At 64.9% G+C, this 22,512-nt stretch carries 19 protein-coding genes and 1 pseudogene; 13 read left to right on the top strand and 7 right to left on the bottom strand.

Annotation, left to right across the window (positions count from 1 at the left end):
- Positions 1-49 precede the first annotated feature (49 nt).
- Entirely contained in the window at positions 50-832 is a 783-nt protein-coding gene (locus tag G4G31_RS08290; protein ID WP_182991016.1) for a VPLPA-CTERM sorting domain-containing protein, read from the top strand.
- A gap of 68 nt (positions 833-900) precedes the next feature.
- On the opposite strand, the gene G4G31_RS08285 is transcribed toward G4G31_RS08290, so the two are convergent.
- A complete protein-coding gene (locus G4G31_RS08285) occupies positions 901-1,293 on the bottom strand; it encodes a VOC family protein (protein WP_182991015.1) in 393 nt (130 codons plus the stop codon).
- 56 nt (positions 1,294-1,349) lie between these two features.
- Positions 1,350-4,094, bottom strand: coding sequence for a DNA polymerase I (gene polA / locus G4G31_RS08280; protein ID WP_182991014.1), 2,745 nt, complete (start codon positions 4,092-4,094; stop codon positions 1,350-1,352).
- A 200-nt stretch (positions 4,095-4,294) separates the two neighbouring features.
- Between polA and G4G31_RS08275 the strand changes: the two genes are divergently transcribed.
- The 8 genes and pseudogenes from G4G31_RS08275 to G4G31_RS08240 all read left to right on the top strand — a co-directional run bounded on the left by G4G31_RS08275 (position 4,295) and on the right by G4G31_RS08240 (position 9,652).
- On the top strand, positions 4,295-4,825 hold the full coding sequence (locus G4G31_RS08275) for a DUF2782 domain-containing protein (protein ID WP_229425457.1): 531 nt from the start codon (positions 4,295-4,297) through the stop codon (positions 4,823-4,825).
- A gap of 111 nt (positions 4,826-4,936) precedes the next feature.
- Positions 4,937-5,895, top strand: a pseudogene (locus tag G4G31_RS28970) (homoserine kinase).
- A 12-nt stretch (positions 5,896-5,907) separates the two neighbouring features.
- On the top strand, positions 5,908-6,678 hold the full coding sequence (locus G4G31_RS08265) for a BPSS1780 family membrane protein (RefSeq protein ID WP_229425456.1): 771 nt from the start codon (positions 5,908-5,910) through the stop codon (positions 6,676-6,678).
- A gap of 16 nt (positions 6,679-6,694) precedes the next feature.
- Positions 6,695-6,916, top strand: coding sequence for a hypothetical protein (locus tag G4G31_RS08260; protein WP_182991011.1), 222 nt, complete (start codon positions 6,695-6,697; stop codon positions 6,914-6,916).
- A 46-nt stretch (positions 6,917-6,962) separates the two neighbouring features.
- Entirely contained in the window at positions 6,963-7,388 is a 426-nt protein-coding gene (locus G4G31_RS08255; protein WP_182991010.1) for a hypothetical protein, read from the top strand.
- Positions 7,389-7,472: 84 nt separating this feature from the next.
- Complete coding sequence (locus G4G31_RS08250; RefSeq protein WP_182991009.1) at positions 7,473-8,321, top strand: ankyrin repeat domain-containing protein; 849 nt, start codon at positions 7,473-7,475, stop codon at positions 8,319-8,321.
- Between the two features lie 99 nt (positions 8,322-8,420).
- The gene (locus G4G31_RS08245) at positions 8,421-8,930 is read left to right on the top strand and encodes a hypothetical protein (RefSeq protein ID WP_182991008.1); all 510 of its coding nucleotides are present in this window, start codon (positions 8,421-8,423) and stop codon (positions 8,928-8,930) included.
- Complete coding sequence (locus tag G4G31_RS08240; RefSeq protein WP_182991007.1) at positions 8,927-9,652, top strand: DNA alkylation repair protein; 726 nt, start codon at positions 8,927-8,929, stop codon at positions 9,650-9,652. Before G4G31_RS08245 ends, G4G31_RS08240 begins: the two co-directional genes overlap by 4 nt.
- 229 nt (positions 9,653-9,881) lie before the next feature.
- Here G4G31_RS08240 and G4G31_RS08235 read toward each other — a convergent pair whose 3' ends face one another.
- Positions 9,882-12,194 (bottom strand): UvrD-helicase domain-containing protein, encoded by a 2,313-nt coding sequence (locus G4G31_RS08235; protein WP_182991006.1) that lies wholly within the window; start codon positions 12,192-12,194, stop codon positions 9,882-9,884.
- A 491-nt stretch (positions 12,195-12,685) separates the two neighbouring features.
- Here G4G31_RS08235 and G4G31_RS08230 point away from each other — a divergent pair, with 491 nt between their 5' ends.
- Positions 12,686-13,183: an SRPBCC family protein gene (locus G4G31_RS08230; RefSeq protein WP_229425455.1), complete on the top strand. Its 498-nt coding sequence runs from the start codon at positions 12,686-12,688 to the stop codon at positions 13,181-13,183.
- A 500-nt stretch (positions 13,184-13,683) separates the two neighbouring features.
- Entirely contained in the window at positions 13,684-14,337 is a 654-nt protein-coding gene (locus tag G4G31_RS08225; RefSeq protein WP_182991004.1) for a PEP-CTERM sorting domain-containing protein, read from the top strand.
- Between the two features lie 217 nt (positions 14,338-14,554).
- On the opposite strand, the gene G4G31_RS08220 is transcribed toward G4G31_RS08225, so the two are convergent.
- The 4 genes from G4G31_RS08220 to G4G31_RS28965 all read right to left on the bottom strand — a co-directional run bounded on the left by G4G31_RS08220 (position 14,555) and on the right by G4G31_RS28965 (position 21,586).
- Positions 14,555-16,636 carry a M13 family metallopeptidase gene (locus G4G31_RS08220; protein WP_182991003.1) on the bottom strand — a complete coding sequence of 694 codons (2,082 nt, stop codon included), beginning with the start codon at positions 16,634-16,636 and terminating at the stop codon, positions 14,555-14,557.
- Between the two features lie 111 nt (positions 16,637-16,747).
- On the bottom strand, positions 16,748-18,556 hold the full coding sequence (locus tag G4G31_RS08215) for a histone H1-like repetitive region-containing protein (protein ID WP_182991002.1): 1,809 nt from the start codon (positions 18,554-18,556) through the stop codon (positions 16,748-16,750).
- Positions 18,557-19,157: 601 nt separating this feature from the next.
- Complete coding sequence (locus G4G31_RS25525; RefSeq protein ID WP_374011302.1) at positions 19,158-20,582, bottom strand: outer membrane beta-barrel family protein; 1,425 nt, start codon at positions 20,580-20,582, stop codon at positions 19,158-19,160.
- Entirely contained in the window at positions 20,492-21,586 is a 1,095-nt protein-coding gene (locus G4G31_RS28965; protein ID WP_374011282.1) for a TonB-dependent receptor plug domain-containing protein, read from the bottom strand. Before G4G31_RS28965 ends, G4G31_RS25525 begins: the two co-directional genes overlap by 91 nt.
- Positions 21,587-21,794: 208 nt before the next feature.
- Between G4G31_RS28965 and G4G31_RS08205 the strand changes: the two genes are divergently transcribed.
- Complete coding sequence (locus G4G31_RS08205) at positions 21,795-21,959, top strand: hypothetical protein (protein ID WP_182991001.1); 165 nt, start codon at positions 21,795-21,797, stop codon at positions 21,957-21,959.
- A gap of 84 nt (positions 21,960-22,043) precedes the next feature.
- Positions 22,044-22,433: a hypothetical protein gene (locus tag G4G31_RS08200; protein ID WP_182991000.1), complete on the top strand. Its 390-nt coding sequence runs from the start codon at positions 22,044-22,046 to the stop codon at positions 22,431-22,433.
- Positions 22,434-22,512: the final 79 nt, after the last annotated feature.

Genomic DNA, 22,512 nt, shown 5'->3' with positions numbered 1-22,512 from the left:
TGATTCCTGCTTGAAATAGTGATTATAAAAATCACATTCCAGGGAAATCATGAAACAGATCATCACGACGGCGCTGGCTGCCATTGCTCTCTGCGCCGGCAGCGCGCAAGCGGGCGTCATTAACGACACCGGCGCCGGTGCCTTCTGGGGCGGCGACGCCCACGGCTACGGCGACGTCATCGGCAACAGCACCTTCGACATCCATGGCGCCACCATCGAGCGCAACGGCAACGAGCTGAAAATCGCCATCGCCACCAATTTCGCCGGCCACGCGGGCGTGGATACCTGGGCAGCCCAGGGCGGCATCGCTTACGGCGACCTGTTCCTGGCCGAAACCTGGAACCCCTACGGCGGCGACGCGAACCATGCAGGCAGCAATTCGGCGAATGGCACGCTGTGGTCCTATGGCTTCCACCTCGACAACCGTTTCAGCAACACCGGCGGCAGCTTCAAGCTCTACCAGCTGAACGGCGCGACGAACGCCGCCAACACCAAGGGTTCGGAAGCCTTCATGAGCTGCGGCCTGGGCGTGAGCTGCTACTACCGCAACGGCCAGGCGACGGCCGTGAACACGGCATCAAACACCGTGACGGACACGGGCCTGGTGGGCACCTGGACGGTCACGCCGAACGCGGCGCTGGAATTCACCATCATGCTCTCGTCGGTCGAGTTGGCGCGCTACTCGTCGTACGCGCTGCACTGGGGCGAAACCTGCCAGAACGACGTGATCGAGGGGCAGGTCGACATGCCGGTACCGGTACCGCTGCCGGGTGCGCTGCCCCTGATGGCGCTGGGGCTGGCCGCGCTGGGCATGGCCCGCCGCCGCCGCTGATTCCCCTCATCGTTTGATTCGCGCAGCCGGCGCCCGTCCCATAGACGGCGCCGGCTTTTCTTTGGGGCTTACTTCACGCGGTACACCGCGCACAGCTTGTTGCCGTCCGGGTCGCGCACATAGGCCAGGTGCATGGCGCCGAGGCTGCCCTCGCGCAGGCCCGGCGGATCTTCGATCGAGATGCCGCCATGGGCGACAGCCGTGTCGTGGAACTGCCTGACCTGCTCGGGCGACTGGCATTTGAAGCCGATGGTCGCGCCATTGGCGCAGGTGGCCGCTTCGCCGTTGATCGGCAGGGTGATGCCGAGGCTGTTGCCGTCATGGCGGTAGAACAGCCGGCTCTGGCCGGTCGGCGCCTGGTTGCGCATTCCCTCGCCCGCTCCAAGTACGCCCAGTACCGCATCGTAGAAGCGTTTCGAGCGTTCGATGTCGTTGGACCCGATCACGACGTGATTGAACATCCTGTCTCTCCTTTTCCCAAGTTGGCGGCAACTGCCGCATTGATGATGCTATCGTTTTAGTGCGCTTCTTCCCAGTTGCTGCCCACGCCGGTCTCGGCCACCAGCGGCACCTTCAGCCGGGCCACGCCCGCCATCAGTTCCGGCAGCTTGCCCTTGACCAGTTCCAGTTCGCCTTCCGGCACTTCCAGCACCAGTTCATCGTGCACCTGCATGACCATGCGCGTGGCCAGTTTTTCGCTCTCCAGCCAGTCCTGCACCGCGATCATCGCCAGCTTGATCAGGTCGGCCGCCGTGCCCTGCATCGGCGCGTTGATCGCCGCGCGTTCGGCACCGGCGCGGCGCGGGCCGTTCGGCGAATTGATCTCGGGCAGCCACAGGCGGCGGCCGAAGACGGTTTCGACATAGCCGCGCGCCTTGGCCTGCAGGCGCGTTTCGTCCATGTACTGCTTCACGCCCGAGAAGCGGGCGAAATAGCGGTCGATATAGCTGGCGGCAGCGGCGCGCTCGATCCCCAGGCGCGCCGCCAGGCCAAAGGCGCTCATGCCATAGATCAGGCCGAAGTTGATCGCCTTGGCATAGCTGCGCTGCTGGTTGTCGACTTCGTCGGGCGCGACGCCGAACACTTCGGCGGCGGTGGCGCGGTGGATGTCCTCGCCCTCGGCAAAGGCGCGCAGCATGGCTTCGTCGCCCGAGATATGGGCCATGATGCGCAGCTCGATCTGCGAGTAGTCGGCCGAGACGATCACCTTGCCCGGAGCGGCAATGAAGGCTTCGCGGATGCGCCGGCCTTCGCTTGTCCGCACCGGGATGTTCTGCAGGTTCGGGTCGTTCGAGGCCAGGCGGCCGGTAATGGCCACGGCCTGCGCATAATTGGTGTGCACGCGGCCGGTCGCCGGGTTGACCATCGTCGGCAACTTGTCGGTGTAGGTGGACTTCAGCTTCGACAGGCCGCGGTGTTCCAGCAGCACTTTCGGCAGGGGGAAGTCTTCGGCCAGCTTCTGCAGCACTTCCTCGTCGGTGGAAGGCGCGCCGGTGGCCGTCTTCTTGATCACCGGCAGGCCGAGCTTGCCGAAGAAGATCTCGCCGATCTGCTTCGGCGAACCGAGGTTGAAGGGGCCCCCGGCCAGTTCATAGGCCTGCGCTTCCAGTTCCACCAGGCGCGCGCCGATCTCGCGCGATTGGGCCTGCAATTTTTCGCTGTCGATCAGCACGCCGTTGCGCTCGATCGTTTGCAGCACGATCTGGGTCGGCAGCTCGATTTTTTCGTAGATATAGGTCAGGCCGGCATCTTCCAGAACGTGCGGCAGCATGGTCTGGTGCAGGCGCAGCGTGATGTCGGAATCCTCGGCCGCGTATTCGGTGGCGCGGTTCAGTTCCACCTGGTCGAAGCAGATCATGCTCGCGCCCTTGCCGCAGACGTCCACGAAGGGAATGGTCGTGTAGCCGAGGTGGCGCATCGCCATCGTGTCCATGTCGTGCGGCTTGTGCGACTCGAACACGTAGGACTGCAAGAGCGTGTCGTGGACGATGCCGCGCAGGGTCACGCCGTGGTTATTAAAGATGTGCATGTCGTACTTCAGGTTCTGGCCCAGCTTGGGTTTGCTCGGATTCTCCAGCCAGCCGCGCATGCGTTCCAGTACCTCTTCACGCGGCAATTGCTCCGGCACGCCGGCGTAGCGGTGCGCCACCGGGATGTAGGCGCCCTTGCCCGCCTCCACGGATAGGGAGATGCCGACCATCTGCGCCGTCATCGGGTCGAGCGAGGTCGTTTCGGTGTCGACCGAGGTGAGTTCGGCGGCCTCGGCCAGCGCCAGCCATTTGTCGAGCTGCTCCCAGGTGGTCACGAGCTCGTATTCTCCCTTGATGATCGGCATGCCGGGTAGCGTATCGTCCGAGCGCTGGGCGCCTTCCGGGGAATTCAGTACCGGTGTGCCGGGGGCCGGGTTGCCCAGCTCGCGCAACATGGTCTTGAAGCCATAGCGCTGGAAGAAGTCGCGCAGCGCATCCTTGTCTTCCGGACGGCCGACCAGGCTTTCCTCGATCGTCACGAGATGGCCCATCAGGTTGCAGTCGGTTTTGACGGTGATCAGTTGACGGCCCTGGGGCAGCCATTCCAGCGCCGTGCGCAGGTTCTCGCCGACCGCGCCGCCAATGGTATGGGCGTTCTCGATCACGCCGTCGAGCGAGCCGTGCAGCGCCAGCCATTTCAGCGCCGTCTTCGGGCCGCACTTGTTCACGCCCGGCACGTTGTCGACCGTGTCGCCGATCAGGGTCAGGTAATCGATGATGCGGTTCGGCGGCACGCCGAATTTCGCGACCACGCCGGCTTCGTCGAGTTTTTCGTTGCTCATCGTATTGATGAGCGTGACCTTGTCGTTGACGAGCTGGGCCAGGTCCTTGTCGCCGGTCGAAATAATCGTGTTCATGCCCTTGGCGGCGGCCTGCACGGCGAGCGTGCCGATCACGTCGTCGGCCTCGACACCCTCGACCGTCAGGATCGGCCAGCCCATGTGGCGCACCACTTCGTGGATCGGCTCGATCTGCTTCCTCAGGTCGTCCGGCATCGATGCCCGCGTCGCCTTGTACTCGGGGTACATGTCGTCGCGGAACGTTTTGCCCTTGGCATCGAACACGCAGGCGATATAGGCCGCCGGGAAGTCGGCGCGCAGGCGGCGCAGCATGTTGACCATGCCGTGCATCGCGCCGGTCGGGTGGCCGTCGGGGCCGCGCAGGTCGGGCAGCGCGTGGAAGGCGCGATAAAGATAGCTGGAACCGTCAACGAGCAGCAGGGTATTTTGCATAGGAATAAATGGGTGAGCCGGCGGCGAGCCAGGGTGGCTGCATTATCGCAGAATCCGGCATGGTGAAAGTGCAAGGGCTGCGCACGCGGGCACTCCCTGTACAGTCCGTATGTGGGGCTGGACCGCGTCAATAACAGACACTTTTCACAGGGAACGGTATCCGTTTGTTACAATGGTCTAAACGACACAAGGTGACCACCATGCTGCGCACATTTCCCCGCTTGAGCCTCCTGACGATCGCCCTGCTCGCCGGCGCCGGCACGGCCGCCGCACAGACCGGCAACCCGACGACTGCCACGCCCGCCACCGCAGGCGCCCAGCAGGCGGGCCAGCCGCCGGGAACCGAGCCCATCGAGCGTGGCAGCGACGAGCCGGCCACCCGCATCGAACCGCGCCGCGGTACCCAGATCAAGGAAAAGCGCAACAACGGCCAGGTCACCGAAGTCGAAGTGCGTAGCGGCAAGAGTCACTACATCATGCGTCCGAACCAGGCAGCCGGCAACGCGCAGGCGGGCGATGCCCAGAGCAGCGCCTTCCGTGCGCCGCAATGGCAGGTGATGGAATTCGACCTCAACGCGAAGAAAAAAGCCAAGGCCGATGCCGACGCGGCGGCCGCTGCGGCAGGCACGACGGCGCCTGGCGCGGCTCCGGCCGGCGCATCGGCGGCCCCGCGCACCCCGGCCAGCGGCGCACCCCCGCCGGCAAGGTGCCGCCGGCCACCGTGCCGATGAGCAAGCCGGCCGACGTTCCGCCACCGCCGCCGCTGCCATCTACCCAGCAGTAAGCTGCCAATCGCGGGCGCCTGGCGCCTGCCAGTCCGACCCTTAACCTGTACTTCCATAATGGCAGTTTTCACCGCGGTCACACTGGAGCACCTCACCCAGTGGATCAAGCAGTTTCCCCTTGGCCAGGCGCTGGCGCTGCAAGGCATCGCCTCCGGCATCGACAACAGTAATTTTTTCCTGACGACCGAGCGCGGCGAGTTCGTGCTGACCGTCTTCGAAAACCTGGATTTTTCCCAGCTGCCCTTCTACGTGCAGCTCATGCGCCACCTGGCCGAGCGCGGCATTCCCGTGCCGGCCCCGGTCGCGAATGCCGAGGGCGAACTGGTCGTGCCGCTGCAGGGCAAGCCGGCCGCCATCGTCAGCAAACTCGCCGGCAGCTCGCAGATGGATCCGCAGCCGGTCCACTGCGCCGAAGTCGGCACCATGCTCGCGCGCATGCACCTGGCGGCGCGCGACTTCCCTGCTGGCGCAACCGAATTTGCGCGGCCTCGACTGGTGGCAAGCCACCGCGCCCCGTGCTGCCGCACTTGCCGGCAGACACGGCGCGCCTGCTGCAGGACGAGGTCGCGTACCAGGCCGACTTTGCCGGCACCGAGCGCTATGCGCAACTACCGCGCGGCCCCGTGCATGCCGACCTGTTCCGCAACAACGTGATGTTCGTCGGCGAACGCCTGACGGGCTGCTTCGATTTCTATTTCGCCGGCGTCGACACCTGGCTGTTCGACCTGGCCGTCACCGTCAACGACTGGTGCATTGCCGCCGACGGCAGCCGGCTCGACGAGGCGCGCGTGCACGCCCTGCTGGCGGCCTACCGCGCCGTGCGCCCCTTCACCGAGGCGGAAAGCGCCGCCTGGCAGGCGATGCTGCGCGCGGCGGCGCTGCGTTTCTGGCTGTCGCGCCTGTACGACCTGCACGCCCCGCGCGCGGCGCAATTGCTGACGCCGCACGACCCCACCCAATTCGAGCGCATCGTGCGCGACCGTATTGCCAGCCCGGCCCCGAGCCTGGCGGCCTAGATAATGAACAACATGCCCGCAATCACCGGCTGGACCTGGCTCAAGCAGGGCACCGGCCTGTTCCGCAAACAACCCGCCGCGCTGACCACCCTGCTGTTCGCGAACATCCTGATCAGCATCCTGGTCAGTGCCGTGCCGCTGCTCGGCCCCTTGCTCGCCATCGTGCTGGTGCCCTCGTTCTCGATGGCCTTCATGAAGGCTTGCCTGATGATCGAGGAAGGCGAACGCGTCACCCCGGCCGTGCTGCTGACCGGCTTTCGCTGGCCGGTGCTGGGGCAGCTGTGCAAGATCGGCCTGGTCTACCTGGCCGCCTCGATCCTGCTGACCCTGCTTGCGCGCGCCGCCATCGACCTCGACCTGATGCGCCAGGTCGCGCAGCCGGTCGACCCGAAGAACGTGCCGCAGGTGGCGGTGTGGGAGCTCGTCAAGATGTTCGCGCTGTCGAGCCTGAACGTGAGCGTCCTGATCGCGCTGTCCTTCGCCGCGCCGCTGATCTACTGGCAGCAGATGGGGCCGGGCAAGGCCATCTTCTACAGCTTCTTCGCCGTACTCAAGAGTGCGCGCGTGTTCGTGGTGCTGCTGCTGGCCTGGTTCGGGCTGTTGCTGCTGTTCTGCTTCCTGATCGCCCTCCTGATGGGCGGCTCGGTACTGGGACGCGTGCTGCTGATGTGGCTGATCTTCCTGTTCGTCCTGCTGCTGCAGTGCGCGATGTATGCGGGGTACCGGCAGATTTTCGGCAAACCGGTGGACGGCGCTTCCAGGCCCGTCGACCTCAGTAAATAAGGCTCCCGGAAAACCCATGCGCATTCTCGTCCTCGCCCTTGCCCTGCTGCTGACTCTCGGGGCGCTGTACCTCACCGTCTTCGGCAGCAATGCCTTGCTGGATATCTTCAGCGCGCTGACGGATCGCCAGCAAAGGCTGGCGAGCGGCGCGATGTGCGCGCTCACGGCGCTGCTGCTGAGCGTGGGCGGATGGCTACGGTATCGCAAGGCCGGACCTGCCGGCCACGGCCAAGGGTAGAACGGTTCGAAATATACTGTGTGCACTTTTACGAACGCAAGATTACATGCCTGACCTGTCGAACTACACCGGTGCCCCGCTGAACGCATTCGCAACGCAGTTCGTGCGCACACTCGAAGCCGAACGGTTCAGGGTCGCCACGACACCACAGGGGCCGGTAGCGCGCGAGCGCAAGACCCTGCGCATCTACTGGGGCGATGTCTGGGTCGGCCAGATGAAGGCGGACCTGTGGGGAGCGAAGGAGCCCTTCGCCTGCCTGTACCGTTTCGAAAAGGATGGCGCGCCGCGCAAGGACGTCGCCCATGTTCCGCCTGGTTTCGACAAGCACGATTTCGCAAAGCGGCACGGCTGCAATCCTGGGCAGCTCCATGTGCACCGGAGCGAGAACGACAAGTCCTACCTGTGGGTGCGCGACGCCGGCACGGCGATGCTGTTGTTGCGTGACCGGGCCAGGCGCATCGACGGGATGTAGGCTGGATCGGAAACGCTGGTCACGCGCCAGGTGGCCGCGGACCATGTTGCTGTCGACCGCACACCGCCACCGGACAGGAAGATCGTGAAAGCAAACAAACAGTTGAAAGCGTCGTGGCTGGTTGCACTCATGGCCGCCGCGCTGCTCGTATCCGCCCCCGCGCGCGCCGACAAGGTGCTTTGTGACGGCAACCCGCTCTGCCTGGTTGTTGCGGTGCCCTACCTGCTCGGACGCGTCGCGATCGACGAGCTGACCAAGCCGCCAAAGGATCAGGCGGCCTTGTATGTCCATCAGGGAAAAGTCGCCGAACTGGAGCGGCTCTTGCGCGCAAAGCCCGACCTGGCACGCGATCCGGACATCGGGCACGGCCTCCTGGTGAATGCGGCGGCCACGGGCAATCTCGCCATGACCCGCTTGCTGGTCGAAGCGGGCGCATCGCCAACCGCCGACCATAGCCGTGCGCTGGGCGCCGCCACCTCGACCGAGGTGATCGCCTATCTCATCGCCAGGGGAGCGGTGGCCTCGGACGTCAACCTGGCGTATATCAGCATGCACATGACGCACGAGCGCCTGCCCGAACTGCTGACAGCCCTGCTCGACGCGCGCGGACCACTTGACCCCAACGATCCCGGTGCGGTGTTTCTCCTTCACTCTGCGGCGATCAACGCGCGCGCTGACGTCGCCAGCTTGCTGCTGCAGCGCGGCGTCGATCCCAACGGCGGCATCAGGAGCGTCCTGCTGACCGTGGCCGACGGCTGCGCCCAGACGCGGCAGGTGTGCGATACGCAGGGGCGCGACATTGCGCGTGCACTGATCGCGAGCGGCGCCAAGGCAAGGGTCATTGAGGCCAGGACAGGGCGCAGCGCGTCGGAAATAGCGCGGCAACACGATTACCAGGAACTGGCCAAGCTGCTTGAGGACGCCGGCGGCTAGGCCGGAATAACATGCCTGGGGCGCTGCCGTCCAGGCCAGCACCGGCACCGGCATGAGAATGTGGCGCAGCCACACGAAGGGACCCGATGGAGCGACACCATGCGCAGTGATTCGAAGCGAAAAATCATCTCGCTCGTTGCGGGATGCCTGTTCACACCCTATCTCCTGATCGCGATATTGTCGATTCCGCCCGCGGGGCACATGCCGGGGCACTACAACATGGGCAACAACCTGGTGGCGGCGGTCTTCTTCAGCTATGGGCCAATCACGGCCTTCCTGTCGCCCCTCATTGCTGTCGTCGTTTCCGTCGGCATGTACTGTGTCTATACCTATGTGGCGCTGGCGGGCATGCGGCGTGCCGGGCTCATCCTGTTCGCGCTGCACTATGGCTACGCACTCGCGGCCGGGGTACCGATGTCGCTGCACCAGGAGCCGAACCTGATCGAGACCTCGCGCGTGCAACTGGCGATACTGGCCAGCCGTCCCGGCCTGATGCTTTTCGTGTTCGGTCCCTTCGTGCTTGCCAACCTGTGCTACCTGGCGCGGTTGGCGCTGGCGCGTCCGCCTGCCCGGCCAGGGGGTGGCGCAACCGAATTGCCCGTCGCATGAGCGACGTCATCGTCGCCGAGCTCGAATGCGCACTGCGGGCCGCCGCATCGGAGGAGCTGGCGCAGTCCCTGCAGCGCTACTTTCCCACGCCGGTCACTGCGCTCGGCGTCTCCAATGCCTGCGTGACCGGGATCGCCGCGCAGGCGTTCGCGCGCCATCGGACGCTGTCGGCGGACGACTGGCTGGCGCTGGCGGAGCATTTCGCGCGATCGCAGGCGTATCACGAACATCTCATGCTGGCGTCGGCGCTGGTCGCGAAGCTAGCGCCCCGCCTGGACGATGAGGGGCGCCTGCTGGAACGGGTGCAGGCATGGCTCGAGAACGCGGTCGGCAACTGGGCGCAATGCGACGACCTGTGCATCAAGCCGCTCCATGCCTACCTCAAGCGCCACCCTCATCTCGTGGAGCGTATCTACCCATGGGGACAGTCAAGCAGCCCGTGGTGCCGGCGCGCGTCGAACGTTGCGCTCGTCAAGTTCGTGGGCCGTAGCGCGCATGTCGATCTTGACTGTGTATTCGCCAACTGCGCGCGCCTGCTGGCCGATCGCGACCCCTACGTGCAAAAGGGAATTGGCTGGGTGCTGAAGGTCGCCGGCAAATACGAACCGGGACTGGTAGTGGCCTTCCTGCGCCAGCACCTGGCATCAATGGAGCGCGCGACCGTGCGCTATGCGATCGAGAACCTGCCTGCCGATGTGCAGCGGACATTCATGCACGCCTGATGCGGGGATTCGCCAGAAAACCTGTTTGTCCGGCACGGCGCCAGACCACCATTTGCCAGCGCAGGCAAAGCGGAGCTTCCCGAATATTCATGCGTACCATGCGGCACGAGCACGGGTGCCTCGGCGGCCCCGCCCACCCTACGGGCGTGTGCATGGGGGCCCGGCCTTGTGAATGAAACCTTCGGCTTCGTGAATGAGGCCCCGGCCTCATTTACCGGCCGCATTCGCGCTAGCGTGAAATGCGCTCGAGCTTGGCCACCGACAGGTCGAGCACTTTCATGCCCGCCGCACCGAAGTTGATCTGGGCGCGGGCGGCGCCGGCGCCGCCTTCGATGTTGACGATCACGCCTTCACCGAACTTGGCGTGGGCGACCGACTCGCCAATGCGCCAGCCGGAGCTGCCGGCGGACTTCTGGGTGATCTGGGCGGCGATTTTATTGTCGCTGCCGGCGTTGCGGAAGGCAGCGTCGTCCCAGGCGGTGGCGGCTTTCTTGTTGGCGAACCAGTGGCTCTGCACGCGCGGCGACAGCCATTTCAGGGCTTCCTCGGGCAACTCGTCGAAGAAGCGCGACTTCATGTTGAAGCGGGTCTGGCCGTGCAGCATGCGCTGCTGGGTAAAGCTCATGTAGAGGCGCTTCCGGGCGCGGGTGATCGCCACGTACATCAGGCGCCGTTCCTCGTCCACGCCGTCCGCCTCGCGCGCGCTGGTTTCGTGCGGGAACAGGCCCTCTTCCAGACCGGTGATGAATACGGCGTCGAATTCCAGGCCCTTGGCCGAGTGCACCGTCATCAGCTGCATGGCGTCCTGGCCGGCCTGGGCTTGCGCATCGCCTGCTTCCAGCGAGGCGTGGGCAAGGAAGGCGGACAAGGGCGACATGACCGACGGCAGTGGCGCGTCGGCTTCGAGGATGTCGATGCCGTCCTGGTAGACGACGGCCTCGCCGGCCTGGGCCTGGGCTGGCGGGCCGAGGTGGGCCGGCGCGAACTGCCCAAAACCTTCTTCCTGCACGAACTGGGTGGCGGCGTTGACCATCTGCTCGAGGTTTTCGATGCGGTCGGCGCCTTCCTTCTCGTTGGCGTAGTGGGTCAGCAGGTTGCTGCGCTCGAGCACGACGCGCACCATTTCCGGCAGCGCCAGTTGCTGGGTCTCGAAACGCGCGCCTTCGATCAGTTTCACGAAGCCGCCCAGCGAGGTCCCCGCCTTGCCGGTCATGTAGGGCACGGCCGCGTACAGCGAAACGCCATAGGTATCGGCCGCCATCTGGAGTTGCTCGATCGAGCGCACGCCGATGCCGCGCGTCGGGAAATTCACCACGCGCAAGAAGGCCGAATCGTTGTGCGGGTTGTCCATCAGCTGCAGGTAGGCGATCGCGTGCTTGACCTCGGCGCGCTGGAAGTAGCGCAGGCCGCCATAGACGGTGTAGGGAATGCCGGCCGCGAACAGCGCATGCTCGATGACGCGGCTTTGCGCGTTCGAGCGGTAGAGGATGGCGATTTCCTTGCGCTCCAGGCCTTCGGCCATCAGGCTTTTTGCTTCCTCGATGATCCACTGCGCCTCTTCCAGGTCGGACGAGGCCTCGTAGACGCGGACCGGTTCGCCCTGGCCGGCGTCGGTGCGCAGGTTTTTACCGAGGCGCTTGGTGTTGTTGGCGATCAGGAAGTTGGCACTGTCGAGGATGTGGCCGTGCGAGCGGTAGTTCTGCTCGAGCTTGATCAGGTTCTTGACCTGGAAGTCGCGCTCGAAGGCCTGCATGTTGCCGACGTTGGCGCCGCGGAACGCATAGATGCTCTGGTCGTCGTCGCCGACGGCGAAGATCGCCCCGCCGCTACCCTCGCCATGGCCGGCCAGCAGTTTCAACAGGTTGTATTGCAGGTCGTTGGTATCCTGGAACTCGTCGACCAGCACGTGCTTGAAGCGCATCTGGTAGTGCTGGCGCAGCGGCGCGTTGCGCGACAGCAGCTCGTACGAGCGCAGCAGCAATTCCGCGAAATCGACCACGCCTTCGCGCTGGCATTGCTGGTCGTAGAGCTCGTAGAGCTCGACCATCTTGCGTTCGATCGGATCGTAGGCCTCGACCTGGCCGGCACGCAGGCCATTGTCCTTGGCGTTATTGATGAAATACATCAGGTTCTTGGCCGGATATTTTTCATCGTCGACATTCGCCGCCTTCAGCATGCGCTTGATCATCGACAGCTGGTCTTGCGAATCGAGGATCTGGAAGGATTGCGGCAGCGCGGCGTCGCGGTAATGGGTACGCAGCAAGCGGTTGCACAGGCCGTGGAAGGTACCGATCCACATGCCACGGGTATTCACCGGCAGCATGGTTGACAGGCGCGTGAGCATCTCCTTCGCCGCCTTATTGGTAAACGTCACGGCCATGATGCCGGCGGGCGAGACCTGTCCGGTCTGGATCAGCCAGGCGATGCGGGTAGTGAGGACGCGAGTCTTCCCCGAACCGGCGCCGGCAAGGATGAGTGCGCTTTGGGGAGGCAACGTAACGGCGGCCAATTGTTCAGGGTTCAGGTTGTGAAGGAGATTCATGCGGCCATTATACCGCCGGGATTTACTGTATGCCCATCCAGCGTCGCCGGGTGCTCATGGGTGTTTGAAAGGATATTTCATCCGGCATCGAAAATTGAAACAGGATTTCAATCGTAGTCAATTTTTTCCGTCGAGCTTGTCCCGCTCATTCGCCGTGCATCCTGCATTGCTCATCCATTACCCGCCCCGGTTACAATAATTTCCTCACAAAAAGTTAAACGCCTCTCATTATCTTCAGGTAACGTCTTCCAACTCAGCAGTATCGTCATGCATTTTCTCCCGCGCGCCCCCTGTTCAGAAATTCGCTTAACTTAATCGCAAATGCGCGAACTATCGCGTGGCCCGGTACGACCCAGCCATATCCGGTCGAGTCCTGCACGCCCATGGGGTCGGGCTCATAGCGTTTTTGCGTGCAGGCCGTCTATTTGTCAAAGGAGAGTCACATGCTAAATCGAGTGGTTACTGTCGCCGCACTCGCAGTCGGCGGAATGATGTTGTCGAAACAAATGAAGAAGAACCGTGGTTCGAACATGGGTTCCTCGATCATCGAATCGATCGAAGTGAACGTGCCTGTGCGCACCGCCTACAACCAGTTCACGCAGTTCGAGGATTTCCCGCAGTTCATGAAGAGCGTGCATGAAATCCGCCAGCTCGATGACAAGCGCCTGCACTGGAAAGCCAATGTGGCCGGCGAAGAGAAGGAGTGGGATGCCGAGATCACCGAGCAGATCCCGGACAAGCGCATCGCCTGGCGCAGCATCGGCGGCGTGCCGAACGGCGGTGTCGTCACCTTCCACAAGATTTCCGACTCTGTCACCCGCGTGACGCTGCAGATGGACTACCAGCCGGAAGGCGTGCTGGAAACCCTCGGCGACGCCCTGGGCGCGGTGCGCATGGAAACGCGTGCGAACCTGTCGAACTACAAGGAAATGCTGGAAAAGCGCGGCTCGGAAACGGGCGCATGGCGCGGCAAGATCAGCCAGCACTGATGACAGTCGCGGCGGTCTCCGCCGCGTAAAAGCGGTCGATGTCAAAGCCCGGGGCCACTCGCCTGCGGGCTTTTATTTTGCCTGGCGAAAGTGCACGCCCAGCCCATCCGATCGAGGCGATCGCCTCCGGTCGTATCGCCGACTTGGAGCGCCTGACAACACCGTCAGTGCAAGGCGCAGCGTCGCATCGGCGAAGCGCGAAGACAGTACGCCTGTACGGCGAGACGCTGTAACGCAGCAATGGCGGTTTATCAGGCGCTCTTTGCCCCTGCCACAGCAACATACCCTTCCGCCCCGCACCCGAGCAGGACGCGATACTGCTGGGTTGTTTTTTGGTAGCTATTCTACTTTTACAAAGTTTATCTTGCGACTGTATTTACAGTGCATATAATTTCATCCGTTGCGCATATTGCAACGAATCATTTGTTCCCTAGTAAAGAGTTGTTGTCCTGCTCATCAACCGCGGGAGGCCCGGTGCCGCCCATTTACAAGGAGTTCCCATGAAACGTATTACCCTTGCGCTGGCCATTGCCCTGACACTGAGCACGGGTGCCCAGGCCGTCATCCTGCCTGTCGGCACCACGCCACTCGATGGCACCACCGTTGACGAGAGTCCGCAACTTGCCGGCGTCGTCCTCGAAGACGATGTGATGGCTTTCAGCTTTGCGGCTTATGGCGGTACCGTCTCCGGCACCGTGCAGTCGCGCGTCGTACGTTCGAGCGTCGACGGCACCCTCGATTTTTATTGGCGCGTGGTCAATGATCCGAACTCGAGCGGCGCGATCACGAGTTTTCGTATTGGGAACTTCGTGACCGGCATCTACAACGGCGACTACCGGATCGACGGCATCGGCGAGGTGGCACCCGACAGCGTCCTGCGTTTCGATACACCGAACCTGAATTTCCTGTTCGGCGCCGCCGGAGGCGGAACGCTCGGGCCGGGTGCCGGCAGCAACTTCATGTTCCTGGACACGAATGCGATCCGTTATGGCCGTACTGCCTCCTACGACTTGACCACGCTGGAGAATGGGTCGATCTCGGGCCTGTTCCCGACCTTCGCGCCACTCCCGGCACAAGTGCCTGAACCCGGCAGCTATGCCCTGCTCGCCGGCGGCCTGGGCATGCTTGCCCTCGGACGGCGGCGCCGCAGCTGAGCGTTCGCCTGCCATGCCCCGGCTGCAGACCGGCTGGGGATGGCACGCAGTCTTCTTCTTAGAGCCTATCCCGGTAGTCCGGGGAAAGCTGGTGGCGATGCATGGCAAGCGCGGGCAAGGCGCGAGGAGGCCGCATGGCTGGCCATGCAACGACGAGCAACGCAGCACGCGTTTGTCAGGCGCGCCAGCAGCGACTCCGGACTACCGGGATAGGCTCTTACCAGACGCGGCAACGCTTGACCGGCGCCATCGGCTGGCCCGGCTTGCACGCGAAGGCCTTTTCGAACTCCGGCATGTTGATGACCACGCCATTGATCCGGTACTTGCCCGGCGAGTGCGGGTCCGTCGTGGCCGACACGCGCAGGCTTTCCGGACGGTTGTTTTCGCAGGCCCATTGTGCGAAACCGACGAAGAAGCGCTGCTCCGGGCTCAGGCCATCACGTAGCGCGCTGCCCTTCGGCTGGGCCTGTTGCGGCATGCTGGCCATCTGCGTCTTCCATGCCATCCAGCCCAGGATCAAGCCGCCCAGGTCGGCCACATCCTCGCCCAGGGTCAGGCGGCTGTTGATCTTGATGTTGTCCACCACGGTGTATTTGGCATACTGGTCGACGATGCACTGGGCGCGCTCGTTGAACGCCTTGTTGTCCTTCTTCGTCCACCAATCCTTGAGGTTGCCCTTGGCATCGAACTGGCGGCCCTCGTCGTCGAAGGCGTGGGTCAGTTCGTGGCCGATGGTGCCGCCCGTATTGCCGTAGTTTGGCGCATCATCCATTTTCGGGTCGAACAGCGGCGGTTGCAGCACGCCGGCCGGGAAGTTGATGTCATTCATCTGCGGATTGAAGTAGGCGTTCACCGTCGGCGGCGTCATCCCCCATTCGCTGCGGTCGAGCGGCTTGCCGATCTTGGCCAGCTGGCGCCGGTTCTCGAACAGCGAACCGCGCACGACGTTGCCGGCGAAATCATTGGCGCGCACTTCATACGTCGAGTAATCGCGCCAGGTATCGGGGTAGCCGATCTTGTTGACGATCGCGTCGAGTTTCTCGCGAGCGCGCTTCTTGGTGTCGGCACTCATCCAGTCGAGCGACTCGATGTCCTTCGCCATCGCCTCTTCCACCTGGCGCGTCATGTGCAGCGACTTGGCCTTCAGTTCCGGCGAGAAGGCGCGGCTGACGAACTCCTGGCCGAGGGCTTCGCCGAGCTGGTAGTCGACCAGCTGCACGCAGCGCTTCCAGCGCGGCTGCTGGCGCTCGACGCCGCGCAGGGTCTTGCTGAAGAAGGCGAAATGCGGCTCGTCGAACTGCGGCGACAGCACTGGCGCCATCGTCGTCAGGACATGCGCACGCAAATACGTCTTGATGTCGGCCAGGCTCTTCGTGCGCAGTTGCCCGGCAAAGGCGCGCAGGAACTTTGGCTCGGTGACATTGAAGCTGTTCAGGTCCGGCTGGCCAAGCTCGGCAAGGAAAGGCTTCCAGTCGAAGCCGCGGGTGTGTGCCTGCAGACCTTTCAGGTCGGTCTTGTGGAACAGTTTATAGGGATCGCGCTTCTCGACGGGAGCGAGCGAGGCCCGCGCCAGCGCCGTCTCGATGCGCATCACGCTTGCCGCCGAACGCCGGGCCTTGCCCCGATCCTCGCCGATCAGGCCGAACATGGTTGCCAGGTGGGCGACATATTTGGCGCGGATTTCCTTCGAGCGCTTGTCGGTTTTCAGGTAGTAGTCGCGCTCGGGCAGGCCCAGGCCGCCGGCGCTGGCAAAGGCGATGACGCGGGTGGAATCGGCGAAGTCCTGGCTGGACGTGAAGCCAAAGAAGAAATCGGTGTTCGACATGGTCAGTTGCAAGGCCGCGAGCACGCGCGGCAGCTCGCTCCTCGAGCGCATCGCGTCGATCTGCTGCAGCCAGGGCGCCAGCGGTTCGCCGCCCCGTTTGGCGATGGCGCCTTCGTCCATGCAGGCAGCGAAATAATCGCCGATCTTCTGCTGGGTGGCGTTGCGCCCCGCCTTCTGCTGCGCCAGGCCTTCGAGGATGCCCCACAGGTAGCGCTGGTTGTCCTGCGCCAGCTTGCTGTACACCGACCAGCGAGCCTGGTCGGCCGGCACCGGGTTGTTCTTCAGCCAGCCGCCGCAGGCGTACTGGTAGAAGTCGACGCAGGGGTCGGCGCTCTTGTCCATCGAGTTGACGTCGAGACCGGGGGTATAGGGGAAAGTCGTGGCCGGACGCTCCGGCTCGGTGCTCTGGGCGCAGGCAAAAGCGGCGCTGCCTGCCAGCGCCAGCGACAGGGCAAGGCGGGTAATGTGGGACATGAACGGGCTTCCAGGGAATGATCCAGCATGCTGACATACAAATGTTGCTAAAGCAATATCAGCCAGCCGCCGGCGCTGCCCTGTCGCGGCATCGCCGCGCCGCGTTCCCGCTTACTCGAGGCGGATCGCCATGTCGAAGATCCAGGTGCGGCGGATCTCGACCACGTCGTACTGATTGGCAAGCGCCGGCGGGAAGCGCCCGTACGGCGCCTGGCTGGCCACGACTTGCCGGATCGCTTCATCGAGCGCGGGCAGGCCGCTGGAAACGACGAAAGTCACTTTCTCCACCGAGCCGTCGGCGCGTACGGCCACCGTCACGACCGGCTGGGCGTGGGTCTGCTTGACCAGTTCGCGCACCGTATCGAAGGTCATGTTCATTTCGATCTTGCGGCTCATCGCCGCCGCGTACTGGACCAGTTCGGCGTTCGGGTCGGCGCGGCCGAACATCCAGCCGCGGCGCAGGCTGCTGGTCGTGGGCGGCAGCTTGGCGGCGTCGCGCTTGTTTGCCTCCTCGTCGAGCTGCTTGCCAATTGCGCGCAGGCGCTCCTCGCGCTGTGCCTCCTGGGCGGCGCGTTCCTGACGCGCCGCTTCCTGGCGCGCTGCTTCCTGGCGGGCTGCTTCCTGGCGGGCTGCTTCCTGGCGCGCTGCTTCCTGACGTGCCGCTTCCTGGCGGGCTGCTTCCTGACGTGCCGCTTCCTGACGTGCCGCTTCCTGACGTGCCGCTTCCTGACGAGCGGCCTCCTGACGTGCCGCTTCCTGACGGGCTGCTTCCTGGCGGGCTGCTTCCTGACGGGCTGCTTCCTGACGTGCCGTTTCCTGGCGTGCCGCTTCCTGACGTGCCGCTTCCTGGCGGGCTGCTTCCTGGCGTGCCGCTTCCTGACGGGTTGCTTCCTGACGTGCCGCTTCCTGGCGGACTGCTTCCTGACGTGCCGCTTCCTGACGGGCTGCCTCCTGACGTGCCACTTCCTGGCGTGCCGCTTCCTGACGTGTTGCTTCCTGGCGTGCTGCTTCCTGGCGTGCCGCTTCCTGACGTGCCGCTTCCTGACGTGTTGCTTCCCGGCGTGCTGCTTCCTGACGTATTGCTTCCTGGCGTATTGCTTCCTGGCGTGCTGCTTCCTGGCGTGCTGCTTCCTGGCGTGCTGCTTCCTGGCGTGCTGCGTCCTGGCGTGCTGCGTCCTGGCGTGCTGCGTCCTGGCGTGCTGCTTCCTGGCGCGCTGTCTCCTGACGTGCTGCTTCCTCGCGTGCCTTCTCCTGACGGGCCGCTTCCGCTTGCGTCAGTTCGGCAAGCCTTGCCTGTTCCTGCCTTGCCTGTTCCTGTTTCGCCTGCTCGCTCCGCAGCGCTTCGCGCGCCAGGCCTTGCTGGCGCTCCGCTTCCACGCGCGCCGTTTCGGTTCCGGCTGCTTCCGCGGCGCGGGCAGCATCCTGGCGCAGCTGTTCCTGGCGTGCCGCCTCCAACCGTGCTGCTTCCTTGCGCGTTGCTTCCAGCTGCAGGGTGTCGAGGCGCTGCTGCTCCTGGCGGGCCGCCTCCTGCTGCTCGGCCAGCCTCGCCTGCTCCTGCTTCAACGTTTCCTGTTTCAAGGCTTCCTGTTTCAGCGCTTCCTGTTTCAAGGCATCCTGTTTCAGCGCTTCCTGCTTCAGCGCCTCACGGGCCAGTTCCTGGCGCTCGGTTTCTTTCCTGGCTTCCTGCTCGGCGCGGACGGACTCCGCGCGCTCGCGCTTCTGGCGTGCCGCTTCGCGCTGGGCGTCAAGCAGTTCCGCCTGGCGCCTGCGCTCTGCCGCCTTTTTCTCGACGCGTTCCTGTTCACGTGCCCGCGCGCCGTCCTCCCGCGCTGCCGCCTTGCCTACTTCGGCATCCTCCCCGGACGCCTGCTGGCCTGCCACGAAGCCGGGCGCCGCCTTCAATAGCTCCGCGGTGGACACCGGCGTTGGAAGGGGCGCGACCGATGCCACAGGCACCACAGGCGCGACCGGTTCGGCCACCGCGGCAGGTTTGACTGGTACAGGAGGAGGCGCCGTGCGTGGGCGCGGCGCGGGCGCCGCCTTGACGTCATTTCGATGCGGCGCTGGCGTAACGGAAGGTGCAGGCGCCGCCGCAGCGGGCGCGGCTTTCGGCACGGCCGGCGCCAGCTGGATGCGCAACTCGTTCGCTCCCGTGCGCCGCTCTTCCTGGGAAAATGCATGCCGGGCAGCCCGAAGGCCTGGCCGCCGATGGAAATACTCAGCAGCAAGCCATGCACGAGCAGCGACAGCAGCATCGCCGCCTGCATCCGCTCGGGTCCGCGCCCGGCGACGACTGCCCTCCCCAGCCGGAAACGTCCCGGCGCAGGCGCGCGGCAAGGTCTTGCAAGACCGCCTTGCTTCTGCCCTGCGCGAACTGGATCGATTTGGCCATGGTGACGAGTACAAAGATGCCATTGAGGCAACGAACTCGGCGATGCTATCACAAGGGCAGGTTTTCTAGATTTCAGGAAACGTGCGCGCCCCTGGCCGCGGGCGGGATGGCCGCCCGCCCGCCGCCGGTTCAGCCTCCCGGCCCGCCCGCACCGCCCATCGGACCTATGCCCCCCATGCCGCCAGGGCTGCGGGGACCATCCGGACCACCGGGGTCACGCATGCCCGGTCCACCAGGACCGCCCGGACGCCCTGCGCCGGCGCTGAAACCGCCGAAGCGGTAACTCAGGGCAACCATCACGCGGCGGCCGTCGGGGCGCCGGATGCTGTACTCGCGCAGGCGGTCGGTCTCGGTGATGATTTCGGTTTTCTGCGAATCGAACAGGTCGCTGACGTTGACCACCAGGCTCAATGTCGGCGTCACGCTACGGCGGTAGCCGATGTCGGCGGTATAGCTCGGCTGGCGGTAACCTTCGCCGAACAGGGTCTTGCCCTGGGCGTTGAGCGACAGGTTGAAGTTGTTCTCGCGGTTGTACTGGTAAGCGATGCGTGCGCGCCCGGTAATCGAGGTCGCGCTGCGCGTGGCATCGCCCTGCCTGCCCAGCACCGTCTGTTCGGCATGGCCGACGTTGCCGCTGGCGCTGATGTTGAGCTTTTCGGTGGCCTTGCCGCCCAGCGTGAACTCCAGGCCGCCGGAGCGGCTGCTGCCGGCATTCTCGCGCGTGGTCAGCAGGACGTTGTCGGCGATGAAAATGCGGCGCTCGGAGATCAGGTCGGTCTCGCGCCGTCCGTACAGGCGCACCGTCGTGTCCACCTTGCCGAGCTTGGTCTCGAGGCCCAGCTCGAGCGAATGGGAATCGCTCGGCTGCAGGCTCGGGTTGCCCGATGAAACGTTGAACTCGTCGACATAGACCACGAAGGGGTTCAGGTCGCCCGCGCCCGGACGACGGATGCGCTTGGCATAGTTCAGGCGGATCGTGGTGTCGTCCGACCAGCCATAGGTCACGAAGGCGCTCGGGATCGCATCGAGGTAGTGGTTGCCGGCGCGAACGTTCGTCGTCGCCTGGAACATGTCGACGTCGGTGTATTCGGTGCGCAGGCCGCCGCTCACGCTCCACGCGCGGTCGATGCGCCACTGGTAGGAGGCGTACAGTGCGGCCGTCGTCTCGTCGAGCTCGAAGCGGTTGGTGCGTGCCGTGTTGCTGCGTTCGGCCCCACCCGGCGCGTCGATGTCGAAGTAGGCGTTGTCGAAGACATTGCTGGTACGCGCCAGCTTGTAGCCGGCCCTGAAGGTGCCGTGCTCGCCCGGCAGTTCATAGTCGCCGGTGAAGTCGGCGATGCGGTTCTCGGACAGGTTGTCCAGGCGGCTGCGCGGGGCTTGCGCGCGCAGCGGGCGCACCGTGTAGTCGGTGGCGTAGCGCGCGTCGCCCTCAATCCTCGCACCGGACAGGCGCAGGTCGAATTTCATGACTTCGTTGGGCGCGTCGCCCTTGTGGTCGAGGCGTGCGCTGACGCCGTAATTGCGGTTGCGCCCGTCGCGCGCCCCGGTACGCAGATAGTCGCTGTCGACCAGGCCGGCCGTATTGGTGCCGAGGTAGCGCTCGCTCGAGACGCCCTCGGTCGATTGCGACATGAAGTTGGCGCCGGCGGCCAGCACATCCTTGTCGCCCAGGTTGTAGCTGACCATGCCCTGCAGGCTGGCCGTCTGCTGGCGCGCGTCGCTGGAGGTGTCCTGGCTGCTGTGTGCACACGCGCACCGGTCAGCGGATCGATGCGCTCGCGCCGGGTTTCGCCGGTGCCGTGGCGCTCTTCCTTGCGGATGTAGCCGCCGCCCTGGATGCTCATGCGCCCGGTCGTGTAGCTGCCCGCGGCATTCACGCCCGCCCGCCCGCCGCTGCCGGCGATGGCGGTCACGCTGCCGAAACCGCCCGGCCGGCGCTCGCGCCGCATCACCAGGTTGATGATGGGACCGCCGCCGCCCTCGTTGCCGAACTGGGCGCCCGGATTGTTGATGACCTCGACCGAATCGAGGTCCCCCGCCGGCATCGAACTGATCGCCATGGCGCGGTTCTCGCCCTGCATCATGGCCGAGGGCTTGCCGTCGACGTAGATCTGGACATTGGTCTTGCCGCGCAGGGTGACGGCGCCATCGGCATCGACCGCCACCGAGGGCACCTTGTTGAGGGTATCGGCGACGGTATCGCTCACGGTGGCCGGATCGGCCTTGACGTCATAGACCTGGCGGTCGGTGCGGTTGCCGCTCCGCTGGGCGGTCACCGACACCGTGTTCACCGGCTGCCCGTCGGGCGAGCCCCGGGGTTGCGCCGGGGTGGCTGCCGTGGAGACGGGTGCGGCAGGCGCCGGGTTGGCCGCTGTCGCCGCCGGGGTGGCGGCAGCGGCGCACTCCGTCGTCGTGGCCTGCCCAGGCCCCGAACTGGCGGCCGCTGCGCATACGGGCGTCCGGTTCTGCGGAGCCACCGGCGCTACCGCCGAAGCGGGCGCCTCCTGCGCCAATGCGGCGCCCGACAAAAACAGCGCGCCAAGAACGGCGCAGGGCAAGGGGCGCAGCAGGGGGATAGCGCGAAGCGACGGGGACGGCGAACGGTGTGTATGCGGCATGGATGGCGTGCGAATGCTGAGTGTTAAGCAACAGGGATTGTCGCACGGACTTGCCGCAAATTAACCCCCGAACGGTAACGATTTCTCGTAACGCAATGTTTCGAAAGGGGCAGGTTTGTATCGCACAACACCCTTTTTGCATAAGCAGATGAAACAATTGGTGAATTTTCGCGCGTTTCCAAGCAGTAAAATCAAGCCAAGGTTTGCCAATTCCAGAGGTTCGCGCATGATGAAATCCGCTTTGCCGGGCACCCTGCTCGCTGTTACCTGTTCGATCGCCCGGTCGCTGGCGCGCGCCAACGCCTGCCGCTAAAGTGGCAGCCTGCCCCGGAGTGCGCGCCATGCGAGCCACCTGCGCCACACCCCTCGCCTCGCCCGCCACCGGCTACCTGCACCGGTGCCGGAAACGCCGCCGCCCGCGCTGATCGACGTGCCGACGCGCGTCATCGTCATCGTCGACGCGCAGGTAACGCCCGCCTGGCAGACCCTGGTGAGCCAGTGGCTGGTGCGCGCCGGCTGCCTGTACATGCTGGCCTGGGGCACGGACTGCAGCTCCTGGGACAACTCCGTCGACTGGGCCAACATCGCGCGCTTCGGCGGCAAGGCGATTCCCGACGACGGCTTCGTGGTCACCACCTGGCACCTCGACAAGCCCCTGGAAGAGGTGTTCTGGTACGCGAAAAACCTGGCGGTCCACCCCGCCGTCAGGCTCGAGCGCACCATCCTCCTCGAGATCTCGGCGCACAGCCGCCGCGACGAACTGCTGCAGGCCTACGCGTCGACCTGAGGCGGCGCCGCGCGCGTCTGCGTGGACGGTGCCGGACGCCGCGGGCCGCGGTTGAAACAGGTGCCGCAATCATGGCGGC

This window comes from Massilia sp. Se16.2.3 (genome assembly GCF_014171595.1).
Taxonomy (GTDB): Bacteria; Pseudomonadota; Gammaproteobacteria; order Burkholderiales; family Burkholderiaceae_D; genus Telluria.
The sequence above is the reverse complement of the archived record's forward strand: the minus strand, read 5'-3'. Positions and strand labels throughout refer to the sequence as shown.